13 protein-coding genes and 1 pseudogene are annotated in these 19,668 nt (G+C 59.2%); 11 read left to right on the top strand and 3 right to left on the bottom strand.

Translation table 11 applies throughout. From position 1 onward, the window contains the following. Together AFK24_RS31190 and AFK24_RS14900 are read left to right on the top strand one after the other, a co-directional pair. Positions 1 to 733: bacteriophage T4 gp5 trimerisation domain-containing protein (locus AFK24_RS31190; RefSeq protein WP_430962162.1), on the top strand; the 733-nt coding region annotated here is incomplete at its 5' end. Continuing rightward, entirely contained in the window at positions 730 to 1,614 is an 885-nt protein-coding gene (locus AFK24_RS14900; RefSeq protein WP_065833930.1) for a DUF4123 domain-containing protein, read from the top strand. The genes AFK24_RS31190 and AFK24_RS14900, both read left to right, overlap by 4 nt. 176 nt (positions 1,615 to 1,790) lie before the next feature. On the opposite strand, the gene AFK24_RS14895 is transcribed toward AFK24_RS14900, so the two are convergent. Together AFK24_RS14895 and AFK24_RS14890 are read right to left on the bottom strand one after the other, a co-directional pair. After that, positions 1,791 to 2,918 carry a hypothetical protein gene (locus AFK24_RS14895; RefSeq protein WP_065833929.1) on the bottom strand — a complete coding sequence of 376 codons (1,128 nt, stop codon included), beginning with the start codon at positions 2,916 to 2,918 and terminating at the stop codon, positions 1,791 to 1,793. Then, positions 2,918 to 6,436, bottom strand: coding sequence for a toxin VasX (locus AFK24_RS14890; protein WP_065833928.1), 3,519 nt, complete (start codon positions 6,434 to 6,436; stop codon positions 2,918 to 2,920). Before AFK24_RS14890 ends, AFK24_RS14895 begins: the two co-directional genes overlap by 1 nt. A 401-nt stretch (positions 6,437 to 6,837) precedes the next feature. On the opposite strand from AFK24_RS14890, the gene AFK24_RS14885 reads away from it, so the two are divergent. The 6 genes from AFK24_RS14885 (at position 6,838) to AFK24_RS14860 (ending at position 14,333) form a co-directional block, all read left to right on the top strand. Further along, a complete protein-coding gene (locus AFK24_RS14885; protein WP_065833927.1) occupies positions 6,838 to 8,595 on the top strand; it encodes a carbamoyltransferase family protein in 1,758 nt (585 codons plus the stop codon). Then, positions 8,579 to 9,709, top strand: a complete 1,131-nt coding sequence (locus tag AFK24_RS14880; protein ID WP_065833926.1) for a glycosyltransferase — start codon at positions 8,579 to 8,581, stop codon at positions 9,707 to 9,709. The genes AFK24_RS14885 and AFK24_RS14880 overlap by 17 nt, the downstream gene beginning before the upstream one ends. Next, positions 9,709 to 10,605, top strand: coding sequence for an antimicrobial resistance protein Mig-14 (locus tag AFK24_RS14875; RefSeq protein WP_065833925.1), 897 nt, complete (start codon positions 9,709 to 9,711; stop codon positions 10,603 to 10,605). The genes AFK24_RS14880 and AFK24_RS14875 overlap by 1 nt, the downstream gene beginning before the upstream one ends. Beyond that, positions 10,602 to 12,011: a PIG-L deacetylase family protein gene (locus AFK24_RS14870; protein WP_065833924.1), complete on the top strand. Its 1,410-nt coding sequence runs from the start codon at positions 10,602 to 10,604 to the stop codon at positions 12,009 to 12,011. Before AFK24_RS14875 ends, AFK24_RS14870 begins: the two co-directional genes overlap by 4 nt. Positions 12,012 to 12,039: 28 nt before the next feature. Further along, positions 12,040 to 12,996: a glycosyltransferase family protein gene (locus AFK24_RS14865; RefSeq protein ID WP_065833923.1), complete on the top strand. Its 957-nt coding sequence runs from the start codon at positions 12,040 to 12,042 to the stop codon at positions 12,994 to 12,996. Between the two features lie 236 nt (positions 12,997 to 13,232). After that, the gene (locus AFK24_RS14860; protein WP_065833922.1) at positions 13,233 to 14,333 is read left to right on the top strand and encodes a glycosyltransferase; all 1,101 of its coding nucleotides are present in this window, start codon (positions 13,233 to 13,235) and stop codon (positions 14,331 to 14,333) included. An 18-nt stretch (positions 14,334 to 14,351) separates the two neighbouring features. On the opposite strand, the gene AFK24_RS14855 is transcribed toward AFK24_RS14860, so the two are convergent. Then, positions 14,352 to 14,957, bottom strand: coding sequence for a serine/threonine-protein kinase (locus tag AFK24_RS14855; protein WP_065833921.1), 606 nt, complete (start codon positions 14,955 to 14,957; stop codon positions 14,352 to 14,354). Between the two features lie 106 nt (positions 14,958 to 15,063). On the opposite strand from AFK24_RS14855, the pseudogene AFK24_RS31905 reads away from it, so the two are divergent. From AFK24_RS31905 to hldE, 3 genes and pseudogenes are all read left to right on the top strand, one after another. Beyond that, positions 15,064 to 15,990, top strand: a pseudogene (locus AFK24_RS31905) (O-antigen ligase family protein); the annotation flags it as partial. A 264-nt stretch (positions 15,991 to 16,254) separates the two neighbouring features. Continuing rightward, a complete protein-coding gene (gene msbA, locus AFK24_RS31585; RefSeq protein ID WP_065833935.1) occupies positions 16,255 to 18,063 on the top strand; it encodes a lipid A export permease/ATP-binding protein MsbA in 1,809 nt (602 codons plus the stop codon). Positions 18,064 to 18,239: 176 nt separating this feature from the next. After that, positions 18,240 to 19,661 (top strand): bifunctional D-glycero-beta-D-manno-heptose-7-phosphate kinase/D-glycero-beta-D-manno-heptose 1-phosphate adenylyltransferase HldE, encoded by a 1,422-nt coding sequence (gene hldE, locus AFK24_RS14845; protein WP_065833920.1) that lies wholly within the window; start codon positions 18,240 to 18,242, stop codon positions 19,659 to 19,661. The last annotated feature ends 7 nt before the right edge of the window (positions 19,662 to 19,668 follow it).

The following is a 19,668-nucleotide window of genomic DNA, read 5'->3' as shown; positions in this document are numbered from 1 at the left end:
CGGCATGGAAGTGGTGGTCGGCTACTTCGAGGCCGATCCCGACCAGCCTTACGTGCAGGCCTGCCTGCCCAACGCCAGCACCCGTGTGCCGCTGGACCTGCCCGCGCAGAAAACCCAGACCCTGCTCAAGACCCACAGCAGCCCCGGCGGCGGTGGTTATAACGAACTGCGCATCGAGGACCGCCAGGGCCAGGAAGAAATCGCCATCCGCGCCCAACGCGACTGGAAAGAGCATGTCCTCAACGACCAGTCGATCCAGGTCGACAACCAGCGCAGCGTCCTCGTCACCGGGCTGTCCAGTCATGAACTGCAAGGCGAAGAACATCACCTGACCCTCGGCGCGCGCAAGACGCAGGTGCTGGCGGATGATTCCCTGACGGTGGTGGGCAATCAGCACATCAGCGCGGCGAATCATCTGGTCAGTGCGGCGGGGCAGGTGCACCTGAATTCGAAGATGAACATCGTCACTGATGCGGGCATGACCGCGACGATCAAGGCGGGCGGGCACTGGATTTCGATTACGCCTGCGGGAATCTTCACCAGCGTGCCGATTTTGCTGGGCGGTGTGCCGATGCCGGGGATACCAGCGGTGCCGGGGTTGCCAACGGCCCTGATCGCAAAGGCAGCAGCGCCCGGGATACCGTCCTTGATTCCGTCCAAACAACTCAAGGCTATTGAAGGAGGTGCCCCATTTTGTCGTCGGTGCGCCGAAGCAAGGCAGGAGCCGGTATGAGCAAACCATTAATGTCGCCTGTCACTCAATTGTCCGACGATTTTCCTTGGGATCAAACTGTCGGGCTCCTGCTGGACGCCCTGCAAGTCCAGGATCTGGTTCAGCGGTTGTATGAGTGGTCCGACGCACCTCAGGTGCATTTGCTTTACGACGGCACACAGTGGGATGAACTCAGTCGAATCTCTCCGTGCCTGATCCATCTGCGCGATCAGGATGATCCGGTTCTTGTGCAGTTTCTGGCCAGCACCGCAAAGCTCTGGGGGTATTTGTTGGTCAGTGACGGCACATGGGGCGAGCTGTTGACGCATATGCGTTGGCTGACCAGTTTTCAACCGCCACAGGACGAAGAGATGTTCCTGCGCATTTCCGATCCTGCCGTGGCTCAGGCCCTGTTTGCTGCCGAGCACTATCCCGCCGTGGAGTTATTCGGCCCATGTCAGCAGGTCATCGTCGCCAATGCGCCGCTTGAAGGATGGACGCAATTCAAACGAGCCAGTGAAAAGCCGATCCCCAAGTACGACAAACCGTTCATGACGAGCGAGGCGCAATGGACGGCTCTGAAAGCAGTGACTTTTGCCAAGTCCATGAGAGCGCTTTATCAGCACATGCAACGCTTCTTCCCTGGATACCGCGCAGATTTAACTCCCGAACGACGCCTCGACCATATCCATCAGCTGGCCGGATCGGCTATCGCAGACGGATTTGAAAGCGAACAGGAAATCTGGTTGTACGCCAACGTATTCGGCTTTCTGGGCGATGAGGCTCTAGAACAGCATCCGGATATTCTTGAATTGCTGACAGTCAGGTCTGAACTCACAACCCATCAACGCGTTAACCGCGCTGCCACCTTGGCTGCGGAGCGCAGTATTCATGGGCGCTGAAATCACGAACGAACTTCGTTGGAGCGAGGCTTGCCCGCGAAGGCAATATTGCAGGTTTGGAGAGATCAGTGATCGTACCGTCCTCTTCGCGGGCAAGTCTCGCTCCCACGGGAGTGTGTTTAATGAGCTGGATGCGTGTTGTTCGCTGAGTCGATAAATCAGTGACGGTGCGCTCATCAGGCGGTCCTCCGATCAGGCCGCTGCACTTCGGTGAAGCGCGTGAAAATGTTCAGCTCCGGCCTTTGCTGCCTTAAGATTTTGACGGCTTCGCTCAGACGTTGCAGTTCGGCGCTGGGTTTGGCCCATTGTTCTGGCGGCAAGGGTGCGGACCAGTTGTGCATCGCTTCAGGCACGACGGCGCGGCCGATGCTTTTGATGCGGCGGATTTCCCATTCGGTGAGGTAGTTGGGCAAGGTCCACAAGGTCAGCACGTGGTACAGGTACCACCAGAACGGGTAGAAAAATCCGACTTCCCGGTTTTTGCGTCGCCGCCGCATGCGCTCCCGAGCGTTATAAAAGGTGTGCAGACCTTCGTGAGGTGGGTCGCCGGGGTTTTGCAGGTCCAGCGGGTCCTGGATTTCCTTGAGCGTATGCACCTCGTATTCCATGTACGCGCGAATCGCCTCCCAGTTGCACACCGCCAGATCAAACCCACTGCAAAAGAACTCCAGGCTGTAATGCTCATCGTGAGGCGCATGATAAAACCCGACGCCCATGGCGTAGCGGATATCCAGGCCGTATTGGTTGACCGAGCGCGCCTGCACAACCCAGGCGGACAGCGATTCCCATGGGACGAAGATGGGTTCGGTGTGGCCTCGGGGAACAAAGCAGACTTCGCGGCGTTGGCGGTTGAAGCGGGTGGGGACGACCTCGTTGTATTTGTCGAGGTGGTTGAAGGTGATGAAGAGGTAGATGGCGAGAACGGCGGCGGCACCCCACCCGCCGATTTCCAGTCCTTCGGGCATGACCTGCAAAGCAAACTTGAAAGCTTGTTCCACGCTGCCACCATATAAAATCCCAAGCAACCAAGCCAACGCTGGTGCAAAAAGACCAAAAAACCAGATAGCCCAGAAAGGGGTACCTAATCCCATCTGCCAAGCGAAAACGGGAGGCAGGCCCACACCGAAGTCCAGGTAGCTGTCATTCACGTCACCTACGGCATGACCGTAGTCCTGAGCGGGCAGATCGGTAGGCAGTGGCAACGGCGCCAAATACACCACCTGACCGGTTGGAAAACGCTCGACCATGCCGGCATGCGGCGCGTGATGAATCGGCGGCGGTGCATCGGGGGTTTCAGTGGCCATCAGTTATCCGCCTGCTGCATCAGCGCCGGGTCGATGCCGAAGTAGCGACACTCCTCGCTCTGACGAGTGATCGTGTGCGCGGGAAAATTGCCAGTCTCACCGGTAACGGGAAAGCGCAGGTCATACAGGTTGGCTTCGTATCGGCCATCGGGGAATGCGTGCCCCAGTTGAATCGACAGGACAATGTCGCTGCGCTCCGGGTAAGCGGAGCCGAGCAGGCTGTGAACATCCGATAACTCGACGATCAGCGGAGCGTCTTGTCTGATGAGCAGACGATCTTCCAGCTCCTCCGCCAGCGGTGTCCAGTACGCTGGTGTGCGGTCGCGGTCGGTTTGCTCGCGCAGCACTCGATAACCGCCAATATTAAGTAAGACACTGCTGGCGTCGCTGGCCAACCGCTGTGCTAGGTCGGCAACCGACAGGGTTGGAAAATGCAGCAGGAAACGACGGGGCTGAGCGGCTCCTGACTCATCCGTAGCGGGCAGGACTTGCATATGCGGTGCCTGGATATGGCCGCGCAAAGCTTTCTGGTATTTGCGCAAGGGAAGCGACTTGCGGTGATCCGGGTCCATGCCCCATGGAGTGCTGAGCAGCCAACGATCATGGGCGCTCAGGTTATAGCGGTTATAGAGCCAGGTGCCGGACAGCTCCAGCGCGGTGAATAGAATCCCCACCAGGTTGAAGCGGAGAAACACCGTGGACAATCGAATGCCTGCGGCGGCCCAGGCGGCAGTGCGCGCCGCAGAGCCAGCCTCGGCGGCGAGAACATGCCTGAAGGCTTGCACCGTATGGCCCACGCCGTAGGCATTGCTGGCGATAAAACCGCTATTGCCCAGCATGCTCAAGGTCGCCCCGGCTTGTGCTTCGCGATTGCCGTTGCGCACTGCGTCCTGCCAATTGTTATAGGAACTTTGAAGGCTCATGCCAGCAGCAAACATTCCTGCCGCATAACCGACCATTCCGAGGCTAATGTGCAATTTGCCCATCTGCACATGCACGCCCATCAGTTCTGCTTTCTTCAGGTTTTTCCCGAGTTCCGTTGCATGAGCACTGAGAGCTGTATCGACGATGCCTTGCGCTGCGCCGAATCCGGCTGCCACGGTTGCTGCCACCGAATTCAATAAAGGCCCTATTTCTCTAGAACTCTCTGGCCGCGAGAACACCTCCTTCCCCACCACCACCAAATTCACCACCTGCGCCACAAACACCAACAACCCAGCCCCATCCCCCAGCAACCCGGTCTTCGGCGCAACCGTCACCCCGTTCCTATAGTTTTCCAGCAGCGAACGCATTTGGGCGTGCTGTTGCGGTGGAAATACCAGGGTCAATCCCGGCTTGCCCGACGAGGCCGCTTGCAGATGCGTTGCGTCCTCGGGCAGCGCGTCGATGGGGCTGATGAAACGGGCGAGTTGCGCTTCCTGCTCTTGCAGGCTGAGTTTGAGTACGTGCTCGCGGTCCTTGAAGGATTGCGCCTGCGGGGTCAAATGCCAGAATTTGTCCTGGGCCTTGCGGTGTTGCGCGACGCTTTTTGTCGACGTCAGTTGCCTGCGCAAGCCCAGCACCTCTTCCACTGTATTGCTCGCGTGTCTGGCGTCTTCTGCGTTGCCGACCACAAAAGTCACGCCCTCGCGCCTGGCGGCATCCAGAAGGGCGACGCCCGCACCGTTGGGCATGCGTCGGAACAGATCCTCGATGTCCGGCATCTGGCCTTTGTCCAGATTCTGCATAAAGTCCTGCACGGCTTGCTGCATGCCCATTTGCAGCGCGGGCGCCAGGGTGCCCCAGGCTGCGGCGGCGTTGACCTGGGTGCTCGCCGACAGGTGTTCGGTATTCAGCACCAGGCCCGCGCCCCATTGTTTGAGGCGTTCTGTCCACTCGGGCGCGTCCTTGATCAGCAGCCAGCCGGCATTGGTGATGTAGGCGAATTGCACGCCCAGCTCGGTTTGCGCACTGCGGGGCGCGGCGTAGCACATCTGCCGGGTCATGGCGGGGTTGGCGTTGAGCCAATCCAGGGTTTGCTGCATCGCGCTGTCGCTGCGGCAGATGTCTTTGAGGCAGTCGTATTCGGTGAGCAGCGCGTGGTCGACCTGCGCGCTGTCCTCGATGTCGTAATACCAGAGGGCCCGATGCAGACGGTCCTTGATCAACAGGTCGACGCGGTCCTGAGTGATTTTTTCCAAAAGATCATTCAGCGGTCGCAGCACCTCGCGTTGCCGCTGCAAAAACGCGTCCATGACCGGGCGATCAATCAGTTCGTTGATGCCGCGCTGGCCGAATTTGGCGCCGTACAGCAACTCCTTGGTGGGCTTGCCTATCTGGCGATAGAGCTTCCAGAGAAGGCTGCGATGGCCGGCGATGAACTCGGGGCTGGTGCCGACGAATTTCTGCTCCAGCTGATACTGCTGAATGGTGTGCGCCCGGGTTTCGATCCCGTCGTCCATGCTCAGCCGGTCCGGTTTAGCCTGATCGAGCCGGATCTGCAAATCAGCGGGCACCTCGTCGTTGTTGAAATAGATGCTGGCATTCTGGCTATTATCCTCACCCATCACCTCGCGCAGGGTTTTACGCGTTTGGCTGCGCTCGGGCTCGGGCAGCGATTCCAGATCCTCAAGCAGTGCCCTCAAGGTCCAGTCACGCTTGGCTCGCTCATTGAGCGTGTTTTCGTCAATCAACGTGATGGATTCGATGTAGCAGCCCAGCAAATAATCGCGCTCGATTTCCCCCTCTGCGGCCCAGGCCTGAATCTGCCCCACGACGTGGTTCTGATGATTGGCCAGATCGCGCATCACGCCCACGTCATCGCGCACCGCCAGAAACAGAAAGTCATGTTTATGCGCAGCCGTTACCTGGCTGGTGAGTTCTTCGATGATGGTTTTTCGATATTTCGGCGGATGTTCCCAGGGGTAAGCGGCAGGTTCTGAGGTGTAACCGGGTTTCCGGGCTCGACTCATACACGCTTCGGCCAGCCAGGCGGCCATGGGCGTGTCGTCAACCAGGTCCTGGCCCTTGCCGTAGTCGACGCCCTCGAAGCTGATGCGCTGCATGAAATACTCACGCTCGGCGGCAACTTTCACAACCTGGGCGCATTTGAACGCCGTCCACTGGACCTCTGAATAGGTGACATGCAGCACGCTGGCGCGGGAGAACACCAGCGCTGGATCAGCCTCCACAACAGCGGTGCGCCGATCTGTGGCCACTTCGCTGCCTTTAAACAGCAAGGCGACAACCGAGCCGTCCCTGGTTTGGTACTCGTGAAGCCAGCCCGTGGCACTGTCGATAACGTACAAAAAGCCATCGCGCAGCAGACGAAACCCTAACGGCCGCGACTGCAATGTATACGGCATGGACAGCTCGCCCGACGGGTCAAGATCCTCCACCACGCCATAGCGCACCGGCAGCAGTTGCAGCGTCTGCATCATCAGCGGACACACCCCGCCGACGTTGGGCGCATCAGCGCTTTGGGCGTTGGCGACCAGATTGGCCATATGGCCGCGAGGTGTGATGCACGGGTTGGTCATTGCTGGCTCCTTGCCTTGGATGGCGAGATAAAGGGCCGGGATCCAGAAAGCTGAGCACGAGGTGCCTGCGCCGGTCCCTGAGCGAGGTCGGCAGATTGGCTGATGAGTGGGGTGCGCTCAATGCGCGAAAGGGCCTTTAGGAAACGCCCTACGATAAATGTCGTGAATTTCGCCACGGCGAGCGGTCAGGCGCTGCTTTGCACCGTTATCAACCCCGAAGCCGGCCTGGACCAGTGCGTCGCTCAGTCAGGTGACGTGTACGGGATTTGCGGACTGACAAGCAAATCCGCCTGTCATTACGCTATAATCCCGCGCTTTAGCTGTTCCTCGCCCGCGTGCGAGAGCACACATTTTTCTCAGGCGCCTGCCGCCTGCATGCAGACTAAAGAGGCTAGACCCTAGTGGCATTGACGATCCTTGGCCTGTCCGGCGCCCTTAGCCATGATCCTTCCGCTGCCCTGTACATCGACGGCAAGCTCGTCGCGGCGGCTGAAGAAGAGCGCTTCGTTCGCGATAAGCATGCAAAGAACCGCATGCCCTACGAGTCGGCGAAGTTCTGCCTTGAGCAGGCGGGTATCAAGCCTTCGGATGTGGATGTGGTGGCGATTCCCTTCGCGCCTATCAGCCTGTTCGGCAAGGCGCGCTGGCATTACGCCAAGCGTTACTGGTACGCCCCGGATCGTGCGCTCGATGCGCTGCTGATGGGCAACCGTCGCTACAAGCGCTATCGTAACAAGATCGTCTGGTGCCTTGAGCAACTGGGTTTCGATCCGAAAAAGATCAAGATCGAGCCGGTGGAGCACCACCTGGCCCACGCTTCCAGCGCTTACCACTGCTCCGGTTTCCAAGAGAAAACCGCGATCATGGGCATCGACGGCAAGGGTGAATACGCCACGACCTTCTTCGGCTATGGCGAAAACGGCAAGATCCACAAGATCAAGGAATTCTTCGATCCGGATTCCCTCGGCGGCCTGTACGGCGCGATCACCGAATTCCTCGGTTTCGAAATGCTCGATGGCGAGTTCAAGGTCATGGGCATGGCGCCGTATGGCGATGCCAGCAAGTATGATTTCTCGCGTCTGGCGACCTTCGAGAATGGCGAACTGGTGATCAACACCGAGCTGGCCAACGTGATCGGCCTGCGTCGCTATAAAGAGAACGGCAAAGGCTTCTACTTCTCGCCGAAACTGATCGAGTGGCTGGGCCCGAAACGCGTCGGTGACGTGGCCGACGAGCCGTACATCCATTACGCCGCCAGCATGCAAGCGCTGTTCGAGAAGCTGGCGTTGCAGATGATGGACCACTACCTGGGCGACATCCTCAAGGAAACCGGCAAGATTGCCTTCGCCGGTGGCTGTGCGTTGAACGTCAAGCTGAACCAGAAAATCATCGCGCGCCCTGAAGTCAAAGAGCTGTTCGTGCAGCCGGCTTCCGGCGACGCGGGCACGTCGGTGGGCGCTGCGGCGTATGTGTCCCATGCGCGTGGCGTGCCAGTGGAGAAGATGGAACACGTCTATCTCGGCCCGTCCTACAGCAACGAAGACGTTATCGCTGCCTGCGCCCGTCACCCGAGCAAACCGGTATGGCGCCAGATCGAAAATACCCCTGAGCGCATCGCCAAAATCATGGTTGAAGGCAATCCGGTGGCCTGGTTCCAGGGTCGGATGGAGTTCGGTCCGCGCGCCTTGGGTGGTCGTTCGATCATTGGCTGCCCAAGCATCCCGGGTGTGGCTGACCGTATCAACCATCAGATCAAGTTCCGCGAGCGCTGGAGGCCTTTCTGCCCGTCGATGCTCGACACCGTCGCGCCACAGATGATCAAAATCGATCACCCGGCGCCGTTCATGACCTTCACGTTTGAAGTGGCGGAAGAGTGGAAAACCCGCGTGCCGGAAGTCGTCCACGAAGACGGCACTTCCCGCGCCCAAGTGCTGAAACGCGAATACAACCCGCGTTACTACGACATGATGAAGGCTCTGGAAGTCCTGACCGGCAACGGCGTGTCGCTGAACACCTCGCTGAACCGTCGCGGTGAGCCGATGATCTGCTCGCCTACCGACGCGCTGAACATGTTCTTCGGCTCGGACCTGGAATACCTGATCATGGAAGACATTCTGGTGGTCAAAGACGGCGTGGAAACCTATGACACGCTCGGCTGAGCGCCATGTGCTGCAGTTCTGTCACGGCTATGACGGACCGTTTCTGGACTGCGCGCGGCAATACGCCAGCCTGTTCGCCGGCAAGGGCTATCGTGTCACCACGGTATTCCTGACCGGCGCCGCTGATGCCGAGGTCGCGGCGGGCTGCGCCTCGGATGAAGTGCTGTTTCTGGAGCACAGCTCCAAAGCCATTCGCGGCCTGAAAATCCGTGCGATCCGCGACCTGCGCAAGATCGTTGCGTCGCGGGATTTCAGCTTCTGCATCGCCCATCGCTTCAAACCGGTGTACATCGCCCTGCTGGCAACACGCTTGCCGGTGATTGGTGTGCACCACGCGTTTGGCGATTATCAACGCCGCAGCCGCAAACTCTTCGCGCAAATTTTCCGTTGGCGCCTGAGCTTGCTCGGTGTGTCCGATGCGGTGCGCGATGACATGCGCAACAGCCTGCCGAAGTGGCCGACCGGACGCATTCAGACGCTTTATAACCGCATCGATATCGAACAACTGCAGGCCAGCCAGTTTTCCGCCGAACAGGCTCGTGAAGAATTGGGCCTGTCGCCGTCAGCCTGGATCGTCGGCAATGTCGGGCGTCTGCATCCGGACAAGGATCAGGCCACGCTGCTGCGCGGTTTCGCCAAGGCATTGCCTGACCTGCCGTCGAACAGCCAATTGGTGATTCTCGGCAAGGGTCGGCTTGAGCAGGATCTCAAGGAGCTGGCGCTGGAACTGGGTATCGGTTCCCAGGTGCTGTTCCTCGGGCAGGTCCAGGAAGCGCGTCGTTACTACAAGGCCTTTGACCTGTTTGCCCTCAGCTCGGACCACGAACCGTTCGGCATGGTTCTGCTGGAAGCCATGGTGGCCGGCGTGCCGCTGCTGGCCACGTCGTGCGGCGGGGCCAAGGAAGTGGTCGAAGGCGTCGGCGTGCTGTTCCCGTTGGGTGATGACGAACGTTTGGCGCAAGGCCTGCTGCACTTGTCTGCGCTGGATGCCGAGCAACGGCAGGCGTGTGCTGATTTGATGTTGCTGCGCCTGCGTGAGCGATTCTCCGATCAGGCCGTGCGCGATGTGTTCTGGCGTTTGCCGCAAGTCACCAGCCTGACGGCGGAGTCCTGATGCTCAACCGATTGCGAGGCTGGCGTGAGCGTGGCTGGATCCAGATTGATGCCGACGCTTATCAACAGGCCTGGCAGCGTTTCGGTGGCAGCGTGGCGACGCATCCTTTGGTGGTCGAGCGCCTTGCCGGCCTGGCTGAAATTCCCGTGCGTTATCTGGGTTGGGAGCAAGACGGCGATATAAAGGCAGCGATTCCCACCTGGGGCCGCTCACTGGCGCTGTCCAAGGACGTGCTGAAAAGCCGAGGCAAAAAAGGCCTGTTCGATCTGGGCAATGCCGAATTGATCCTGCCGATTGCCGCCGATGTGCAGGTGCCCGTACGGCATCGCGGGCGTTATCTGTCGGCACTGAATGAAGGCCGTGTCACGACCTTCAAGCCTCAGGCTGAATCCCTGGCGATGGCGCGAACCCCGGAAGAGCTGTCGAAAAAGTTTCGCTACAACCAGCGCCGCGAACTGCGACTGCTGGAAGAAGCTGGTGGCATCGTGCGTCCGGTCAGCGAGTTCAGCAGTGCCGAAATGGCCCGCATGTATTGCGACCTGTTCCAGCGCCGCTGGAGTTTCCCGGCGACGGGGGCTGAGCGTATGAGCGAAGTCATCGAGCTGTTACGTGAATTCCTGACCGGCTCGGTGGTGTTTCTCAATGACGCGCCCATCGCGATCCAGTTGGTGTATCGCGTCGAAGCACCCGAGTGGATCAGCGTCGAGTACGTCAACGGTGGCGTCGACCCCGAAACCCGGGACTTCAGCCCCGGCAGCGTGCTGAGTTTTCTCAACACCCAAAGCGCCTGGGAAGATGCCCGCGCGTTGGGCAAACCGCTGCGTTTCTCGTTCGGTCGTGCCGACCGCGAGTACAAGGATCGTTGGTGCAACCCCGTGCCGGTATTCCAGATTTGAGCCGTAAACAGCAATTGCTCAAGCGCCATCGCCGTAACAAGCGTGTGGCGCTGTTGATCGGCTTGCTGTTGCTGATTGTCGTCGGCGTACTGGTGGCGTGGTGGTTGCCGCTGCTGCTGGCGTTGGTCGGCTGGATCGCTCACGAAGCCTGGTTTGCCGATCACTTGTTTTACTCGCCTCGAGACGATTATCAGTACAACTTTCCGGTCGATGCCGAAGTTGCAGGCGTCAGCCTGGACGGGGAACAGCTGCGCATCGACGCGCCCCTGCGGCTGTCTGGCGATGAAACCCTGATCCTGGCGATAAAACTCAAAAGCACCTGGCTCGGACGTTTTCTGGATCCGGTCGTTGAAATGCTGGGTACTGAAGTTGCGGACTGCCAGGCTTTCGAACGTGGCGTAAACGGCGTGCGTTATCTGAATCTCACTGGGCTTGGCGCTGCGCTGGCCAACGGCTCGTTACGTCTGCAAGGTCGTTTCTGTCGTCTTCACGGCACCCCCCGGCTTTGGGTGTTTCGTCATCCAGATGCCCGCCAGCAAAAAGTCATGGTGATCGCGCCTCATGCCGACGATGCTGAGCTGGCGGCGTTCGGTTTGTACAGTCAGGCGCAGGATGCCTGGATCGTGACGCTGACCGCAGGTGAAATCGAAGCCGAGCATTATCAACAGATGGGCATGGACCGGGCCGAAGCCGCGCGAATCAAGGGCCGGCTGCGTGCCTGGGACAGCATCGCCGTGCCACGTTGGGGCGGCGTTCCAGAAGCACAGTGCGTGCAGCTCGGCTATTTCTGTCTGCAACTGCCGGCGATGCAGGCTGCGCCAGATCAGCCCGTGGCGTCGCGCGAGGCCGATCTGAGCGATACCCGGCTGTTTCGTCAGTTCAATTTGTTGCCGTTACCCGGTGATGTGGACGGTGCGCCGACCTGGAATAACCTGCTTGCTGATCTGCGGGCACTGCTCTTGCGTGCTCGACCCGAGGTGCTGGTGATGCCCCATCCGGCGATTGATCCTCATCCGGACCATATCTGCGCCCAGGCTGCGGTGCTCGAAGCGTTGCAAGGTCTGGAATGGCAGCCACAGGTGATTCTGGGCTACGCCAATCATCTGCATGACAATGATCGCTGGCCGATGGGCGACGCCTATAGCGGCATCAGTTTGCCGCCGGTTTTTGACGCCGAGTTGCAACTGACGCCTTACAGCCTGCAATTGACTGTCGCACAGCAGCGCGACAAAGCCATGGCGCTGGGTATGATGCACGACCTGCAACCGCCAATGCCGCTCAAGCGCAAAGTGCGGCGCTGGTTGCAAGGTGCGTTGGCTGGCCGACGCTGGCCGGCAGAGGGTGAAAACGAATTCTACAGAAAGGCTGTTCGCCGCCATGAGCTGTTCTGGCGCAAGGACATCTGATTCAGCAGGCTGCGGTTCAAGGAAAATAATGAAAGTTCTACTTCTGGTCCAGAAAGAACAACGAGCCATTCTGGATCGCTTGTATGAAGGCATCGCCGCGCACTGCGAGTGTGATCTGCGCTGGTTGACGTCCGCCGAGCAGAGAAATCTGCGGGCTTACTTTCGGCGCGAAGTGGATGTTACGCAGTACGACCGCATCGTCTTTTTCCTGCGCTTCAAACAGGAAATCCGTCAGGTTGCTTTCATTCGCACAGTGCCCAATCTGGTGATCCTCGAACACGATGCTTATCAGAACTACATTTCCTGCAAGTACACCGGAAAATTCAGCGCCCATTATCGGAAGCTGCCGTGGGTACGAGTGATCTGCTCCGGGTTTATAGTGAGCGAGCGTTTGCGGGCTGAAGGTTTCGACGCGGTGTTCGTGCCCAAAGGTTATGACCAGAGCCTGTTGCAGGATCAGGGGCGCGAGCGCGATATCGAGCTGGCCTTCGTCGGCAGTACCAACAGCGTGGCGTACAGCGGGCGCAAGGCGTTGCTGGACGAGTTGGGCCAGGTGGAAAACCTGGTGGTGACGCGCACCAAGTCGGGCGAAGAGTACTGCGATACGCTCAACCGGATTCGTTTTTTCGTCAGTGCCGATGTCGGCATGGGCGAGTACATGATCAAGAATTTCGAGGCCATGGCCTGCGGCTGCGTGTTGCTGGCCTATGATCAAGGTGAAGGCGAAAATCGCGCCTTGGGTCTGCAGGATATGGAAAACGTGGTGTTCTACAACAGCATTGCGCAATTGCAGGGGAAGCTGGCCGTACTGCGTGGTGATCCCGAATTGGCGGCGCGTATTGCCGTCAACGGCCGTAATCTGGCAATGTCGCAATTCAGTTTTGCAACGATTGGCCAACGTATTGTCAAAGAGCTTGAGCCTGCGCTTCGAACGCCCTCACCTTTGAAGTGGTTTGAGCGCCTGCGGACGACGCTGGGCTTCTGAATTCAGGCACGATCCTGCTTGCGGATTGTTAATGCAGCGTGTTGTTTGTGTTGTGCTTATACCTATTATTTCAGGTTTCACTGGGTACCCTCGTCGGCCTCGCACACTGTTGCATTGCTCACCGGGACGAGTGAATACCTGGGCTTACGCTGCCGTCTGGAGTGTGCATTGGCTTTACCAATAATTGATCGCGCCTTGATGGATGTTGGCTTGCCTGCATTGGGGCTCAACACCAGATGAGCATCATTAACGTGATGTGGGCCAGCGGCTCGCCGTTTTCCTCGGTTCATAAGGTGCATCAGCAGATTGTCTCGCAACTCGATCCGAGCATCGAGATCAAGACCTGGTTTCTCCAAGGAGACATCAGCGACTGTTCCGAGCCTGTAAAAGACGCCCGCGAATGGCGGCTTTCGTCACGGTTGCTTAAAGAACGGCACGTCTGGCGTTTGCTCAAGCCATGGATGCATGCACGGTTACGCAAAGCGCTGCTGGAAAGCGGCGCGAAAGTCGTCTTGCTGGATGGCCTGGGCGTCGCCCGGGTGATGCTGCCTATCCTGAAAAACATGCCGGGCGTACGCGCCGTCGTGGTTTTCCACGGTGCCACACGCTTGCGCGAGCAACACCGCTCCCTGTTTCGTCAATTCCCGGCCGAGCGCCTGACGCTGGCTGCCGTCTCGCAAACCCTGGCCGTAGCGTTGCAGGAGGATCTGAAACTGCCAGTGCAGGCGCTGCGCAGCGCACTTGAGCCAGAAGCGTTTTGTATTCGGCTGCTGGACCGCAAACAGGCGCGCAAGGTTCTGGACTTGCCCGTAGATGGCATTCGCGTGCTCGGTGCCGTGGGGCGACTGGTTCCCGATAAGGGCTTCGACTATTTGCTGGACGCCTTCGCGCAATCGCTGCCGCGCCATCCCGATCTCAATCTGGTGATCATTGGCGAAGGGCCTGATCGCGGCGCGCTTGAGCGCAAGGTCAAACAGCTGGGTTTGACCGGCAAGGTGTTCATGCCGGGCCACAAGCCAGGCCTGGCCAAGTTGTATCGCGGTTTCGACTGGGTGGTGATTCCTTCCCGGGAAGAAGGCCTGGGTCTGGTTTTGCAAGAGGCGGTCATTGCCGGCGTGCCGGTGCTGGTCAGCGATCTTGAGGTGTTTCGCGAGCAGTTGGGCGACGCTGGCTATTATGTGCCGGTCGCCGATGTGGCCGCGTGGGTCAAAGCCATCGGAACGTTGGTTGCACAGGACGGCGCCAATGTTTCCGCCTCTCAGTTCCAGGCCCTTGCACCAGCAGCGGCCTGGGAACGCTTCTGCGAGGATTCCCGGGTGCTGCTGTCGACCCACTGAATCGACGCCGCAAGTGTTTCAGGCTGCGAGCAATGCCTGTTCCAGCGCTTGCAGAGGGAATTCATCGCCCAGGTTCTCACGCTTGATATAGCTGGAGAAATGCTGAACGTTGCGCTTGATCAGGCGCTCGGAAAGCGGAGCCTTGAAGAAGCGCATATCGGCCACATCGATCAGGCCCAGCTTTTCTTCCGGCGTGACGACGATATTCCCCAAGTGCAACGATCTGAAATAAATCCCCGATTGATGCAGACTGCGCACCAGCTCGATAAGCGCCGGGAGCTGCTGCTGCCAGCTGAAACCTGGCTGGCGGGCCAGCTGTCGCAGGGTTTCACCCGGCAACGGGCGATACAGAACCGCCGTCATGCCGGGTTTGTCGAGGGTGTAGAAATGCGTCACCTTGAGGGTTGGAACCCCCAGTTTCTCAAGCTTTGCCGCGTTATCGATGAAGCGTTTCGAATAGGGGCGCAGCAGTGCCGATGAAAACCATCGCTTGCGGCGGAACAGTTTAAGGATTTTGCCATCCTGCAACATGTACACTTTCGCGCCATAGCTGTCGGCCTCCAGCACTTTGGCGCCGACGATCATTTGATTTAAAGCGGCCTTTGAGAGCCGTAAGCATTGCATCAGTAGAAAGCCTTGTTGGAATGCGAGCGGATTGACGCGCAATGATGCCGAAAAGTTGCCGCTTGCACCATGCCGGGCTGGTCTGGTCTGAAAATTAGGAGTCAGGATGTACGCACGCCGTTGGGCACAAGTCTGGTTATCCGCCGGGCTGCTGTGGTTTTTGCTGGCAATTGCCTTCGCTCCCTCCAACAAGATTTACCAGCAAGGCCTCGTGGCATTGATCTGGGTGCCCGGCCTGGTACTGGCGTGGTCGGCGCGTGCGCGGCTGGGCGAGTTCTGGCGTCAGCAGCGTATCCTGTGTGTCTCTTTGTTGCTGCTCGGGCTCTGGTCGACCATCAGTCTTTATTGGTCACATGCCGAGGAACCGGGTCGCGAATTCAAACGCATGTTGTACATCGGCCTGTTCGTGCTGTTTTTCCCGATCCTGGCCGATGCCCGACCGGACCGGGTGATTCGCCTGATGCAGTGGGCGGGGATCGGCATGGCGCTGGCCGCGCTGGTGTCGATGATCGAGTTCTTCGGCATCCGTCATAACCTTTGGCATGCGCGTCTGGAAGGCATTGGTGAACTGTCCCACCCGATTCTCGGCGCTTATGTGGTCGGGCTTGCCGCTATCTGGATGTTGATGTGGCCGCCGAAACGGTTGCCACTGCAAGGGCTCTGGTTGCTGGCCTTGGCGCTGACCGGCGGGTTTGTCGTGCTGTCCCAGAGTCGCGGCGCCGCGCTGGCGTTGTTCTTTACCGTGGTGGCGATGCCGATCTGGTGCCGCGATCGGCGCGCCTATTTGGTCGCTGCCGCAGCGGTGTTGCTGGCGGCCATCGGCTTCTGGCTGCTTGAACCGCTGATGATGGCGCGTGGCTCATCGTATCGTCCCGAAATATTTGTCGCTGCAGTCAAGATGATCAGCCTGCATCCATGGATCGGTATCGGTCTGGGAGCGCCTTACGATGTGGTGGTCGCCGACGGCCTGCGTTTTGATCACTCGCACAATCTGTTCACCCACACGGCCATTCAGCTGGGTGTCCCTGGAATGCTGCTCTGGGCGGTGGTCTGGCTGGCGGTTCTGCGCGAAGGCTGGCGCGGTCGTGATACGCCGTTGGGGCGCGGGTTGCTGGGGATGTGGCTATTCTCCACCCTGGCCATGCAGTTCGACGCGGCCAGCCTGACGGGTTCGCCGCGCGCCGAGTGGTTTATCAGCTGGCTGCCGATCGGGCTTGCCACTGTCATGGTTTGGGCCAGGGTCCAGCGCGACGCCTGTGATAAAATCGCGCGTTCTTCTACATCAGCGAGCTTTAATATGAGCAACAAAGCGTCCGACGCCGGACAAAGCTCCAGCCTGAAAATCTATTTTCGACTGCTGAATTACGTCAGGCCCTACATCGGGATTTTCCTGCTCAGCATCATCGGCTTCGTCATTTTTGCTTCGACCCAGCCCATGTTGGCCGGCATTCTGAAGTACTTTGTCGATGGCCTGAGCAACCCGGAAGCGGTGCTGTTCCCTAACGTTCCGTACCTGCGCGACCTGCAATTGCTGCAGGCGGTGCCGCTGCTGATCGTGCTGATTGCCGCGTGGCAAGGCCTGGGTTCGTATCTGGGCAACTATTTCCTGGCCAAGGTTTCCCTGGGACTGGTGCATGACCTGCGGGTTGAGTTGTTCAATAAACTGCTGGTCTTGCCCAATCGTTATTTCGATACCCATAACTCGGGCCACCTGATCTCGCGCATTACCTTCAACGTGACGATGGTGACGGGCGCGGCGACCGATGCGATCAAAGTCGTCATTCGTGAAGGCCTGACCATTGTTTTCCTGTTCATCTACCTGCTGTGGATGAACTGGCAGCTGACGCTGGTGATGCTGGCAATCCTGCCGCTGATCGCCACGATGGTGGGCAGTGCCAGCAAGAAATTCCGCAAGCAGAGCAAGAAGATTCAGGTCGCCATGGGTGACGTGACTCACGTGGCTTCCGAGACCATCCAGGGCTATCGCGTGGTGCGCAGCTTCGGCGGCGAGAAGTACGAGCAGGACCGCTTCGCCAATGCTAGCCAGAGCAACACCGACAAGCAGCTGCGCATGACCAAGACCGGCGCGGTCTATACGCCGATGCTGCAACTGGTGATCTACACCGCCATGGCGGTATTGATGTTCCTGGTCTTGTACCTGCGTGGCGATGCGACCGCTGGCGATCTGGTGGCTTACATCACGGCTGCGGGCTTGCTGCCGAAACCGATCCGACAGCTGTCCGAAGTCAGTTCGACCATCCAAAAAGGTGTTGCTGGCGCCGAAAGCATATTCGAACAGCTTGATGTCGAGCCTGAGTTCGACAGCGGTTCGGTTGAACGTGAGCGCGTGACTGGCCATCTGGAAGTCAAGAATCTCAGCTTCACGTATCCGGGCACTGAACGTCAGGTTCTGAACGACATCAGCTTTGCTGCGGCACCGGGGCAAATGATTGCTCTGGTCGGGCGCTCGGGCAGCGGCAAGTCAACGCTGGCCAATCTGATTCCGCGTTTCTATCAGCACAACACCGGGCAAATCCTGCTCGATGGCGTGGAAATCAGCGACTACACCCTGCGTAACCTGCGTCGTCACATCGCCCAGGTCACCCAGAGCGTCACGCTGTTCAACGACAGCGTCGCCAACAACATTGCCTACGGCGACCTGGCTGGCGCTCCGCGTGCCGATATTGAATCCGCAGCGGCGGACGCCTACGCCAAGGAGTTCATCGATCAGTTGCCGGAAGGTTTTGATACACAAGTCGGTGAAAACGGCGTGCTGCTGTCCGGCGGTCAACGCCAGCGTCTGGCAATCGCCCGGGCGCTGCTGAAAAACGCGCCTCTGCTGATCCTCGATGAAGCAACGTCGGCGCTGGATACCGAGTCCGAGCGTCACATCCAGGCAGCGCTGGATCACGTGATGAAAGGTCGCACGACGCTGGTTATTGCACACCGCCTGACCACCATCGAGCGGGCCGACCTGATTCTGGTGATGGACGCCGGTCGGATCGTCGAGCGCGGCACCCACGCCGAGCTGTTGGCGCAGAACGGCTACTACGCCCGCCTGCACGCCATGGGCCTGGACGAACCGGCTCCGGTTGGCGCGATCTAAAAGCTGCGCTATTTCGTAGGACCGGCTTTAGCCGGGAGAGCGTTCTCCCGGCTAAAGCTGGTCCTACGAATCCGGTCTGCCTCTGCAATAGGGGTTTTGCAATGCTTCGCAACTCCAAGCCTTTCCAAACCCTGTGCTAAGATTCCGCCCCTGTTCATTTAGTCACGGGTTGTTCGATGAAGTTGTCCATGCCGCGTTTCGATCAAGCACCAGTCTTGGTAGTGGGCGATGTCATGCTCGACCGCTATTGGCATGGCGGTACCTCGCGGATTTCACCGGAGGCGCCGGTGCCGGTGGTCAAGGTCGAGCAGATCGAGGATCGTCCAGGCGGTGCCGCCAACGTTGCCTTGAACATCGCCGCACTGGGTGCACCCGCTTCTCTGGTAGGCGTTACCGGGGAGGATGAGGCTGCCGAAAGCCTTGCCAATAGCCTGAAGGCTGCCGGCGTGCTGGCACGTTTCCAGCGCATCGCCCACCAGCCGACCATCGTCAAGCTGCGGGTCATGAGCCGCCACCAGCAATTGCTGCGTATCGACTTTGAAGAACCGTTCTCCACCGATGCCGAAGCCTTAAGCGCTGAAGTAGATGGCCTGCTCGACGGTATCAAAGTGCTGGTGCTGTCTGATTACGGCAAGGGCGCGCTGAAAAATCATCAGGTGTTGATCAAGTTGGCCCGCGAGCGCGGCATTCCGGTGCTCGCCGATCCGAAGGGCAAGGATTTCGCCATCTATCGCGGCGCCAGCGTCATCACGCCTAACCTCAGTGAATTCGAAGCCATCGTCGGCCATTGCGTCGACGAAGCCGAACTGGTCGCCAAAGGCGCGCAATTGATGAGCGAACTGGAGCTCGGCGCGTTGCTGGTAACCCGTGGCGAACACGGCATGACCTTGTTGCGCCCGGATCACCCGGCGCTGCATTTGCCAGCGCGCGCCCGTGAAGTCTTTGACGTCACCGGTGCTGGCGATACAGTTATTTCCACGCTCGCAGCGGCAATCGCCGCAGGCGAAGAACTTCCCCATGCGGTGGCGTTAGCCAATCTGGCCGCAGGTATCGTGGTCGGCAAGCTGGGTACGGCAGCGATCAGCGCACCGGAGCTGCGTCGGGCGATTCAGCGCGAAGAGGGTTCCGAGCGCGGTGTGTTGAGTCTGGACCAACTGCTGCTGGCCATCGACGACGCGCGTGCGCATAAAGAAAAGATCGTGTTCACCAACGGCTGCTTCGACATCCTGCATGCCGGTCACGTGACGTATCTGGAACAGGCTCGCGCTCAGGGTGATCGCCTGATCGTTGCCGTCAACGACGATGCTTCCGTCAGCCGCCTGAAAGGGCCGGGTCGTCCGATCAACAGCGTAGACCGCCGCATGGCCGTACTTGCTGGCCTGGGCGCGGTGGACTGGGTGATCAGCTTCCCCGAAGGCACTCCGGAAAACCTGCTGAGCCATGTCAAACCGGACGTATTGGTCAAAGGCGGCGATTACGGCATCGACCAGGTGGTCGGCGCGGATATCGTCCAGGCTTACGGTGGAACCGTGAAAGTGTTGGGACTGGTTGAAAACAGTTCGACCACGGCGATTGTCGAGAAGATTCGACGGCAGTGAAGTTTCG

The sequence above is a fragment of the Pseudomonas syringae genome (assembly GCF_001698815.1).
Taxonomy (GTDB): Bacteria; Pseudomonadota; Gammaproteobacteria; order Pseudomonadales; family Pseudomonadaceae; genus Aquipseudomonas; species Aquipseudomonas syringae_A.
The sequence above is the reverse complement of the archived record's forward strand: the minus strand, read 5'-3'. Positions and strand labels throughout refer to the sequence as shown.

What these genes read in the sequence shown, in the direction of transcription:
- AFK24_RS14900 (WP_065833930.1), top strand. Translation starts at nt 730, where the DNA reads ATGAGCAAACCATTAATGTCGCCTGTCACTCAATTGTCCGACGATTTT.
- AFK24_RS14895 (WP_065833929.1), bottom strand. Translation starts at nt 2,918, where the DNA reads ATGGCCACTGAAACCCCCGATGCACCGCCGCCGATTCATCACGCGCCG.
- AFK24_RS14890 (WP_065833928.1), bottom strand. Translation starts at nt 6,436, where the DNA reads ATGACCAACCCGTGCATCACACCTCGCGGCCATATGGCCAATCTGGTC.
- AFK24_RS14880 (WP_065833926.1), top strand. Translation starts at nt 8,579, where the DNA reads ATGACACGCTCGGCTGAGCGCCATGTGCTGCAGTTCTGTCACGGCTAT.
- AFK24_RS14875 (WP_065833925.1), top strand. Translation starts at nt 9,709, where the DNA reads ATGCTCAACCGATTGCGAGGCTGGCGTGAGCGTGGCTGGATCCAGATT.
- AFK24_RS14865 (WP_065833923.1), top strand. Translation starts at nt 12,040, where the DNA reads ATGAAAGTTCTACTTCTGGTCCAGAAAGAACAACGAGCCATTCTGGAT.
- AFK24_RS14860 (WP_065833922.1), top strand. Translation starts at nt 13,233, where the DNA reads ATGAGCATCATTAACGTGATGTGGGCCAGCGGCTCGCCGTTTTCCTCG.
- AFK24_RS14855 (WP_065833921.1), bottom strand. Translation starts at nt 14,957, where the DNA reads ATGCAATGCTTACGGCTCTCAAAGGCCGCTTTAAATCAAATGATCGTC.
- msbA (WP_065833935.1), top strand. Translation starts at nt 16,255, where the DNA reads ATGAGCAACAAAGCGTCCGACGCCGGACAAAGCTCCAGCCTGAAAATC.
- hldE (WP_065833920.1), top strand. Translation starts at nt 18,240, where the DNA reads ATGAAGTTGTCCATGCCGCGTTTCGATCAAGCACCAGTCTTGGTAGTG.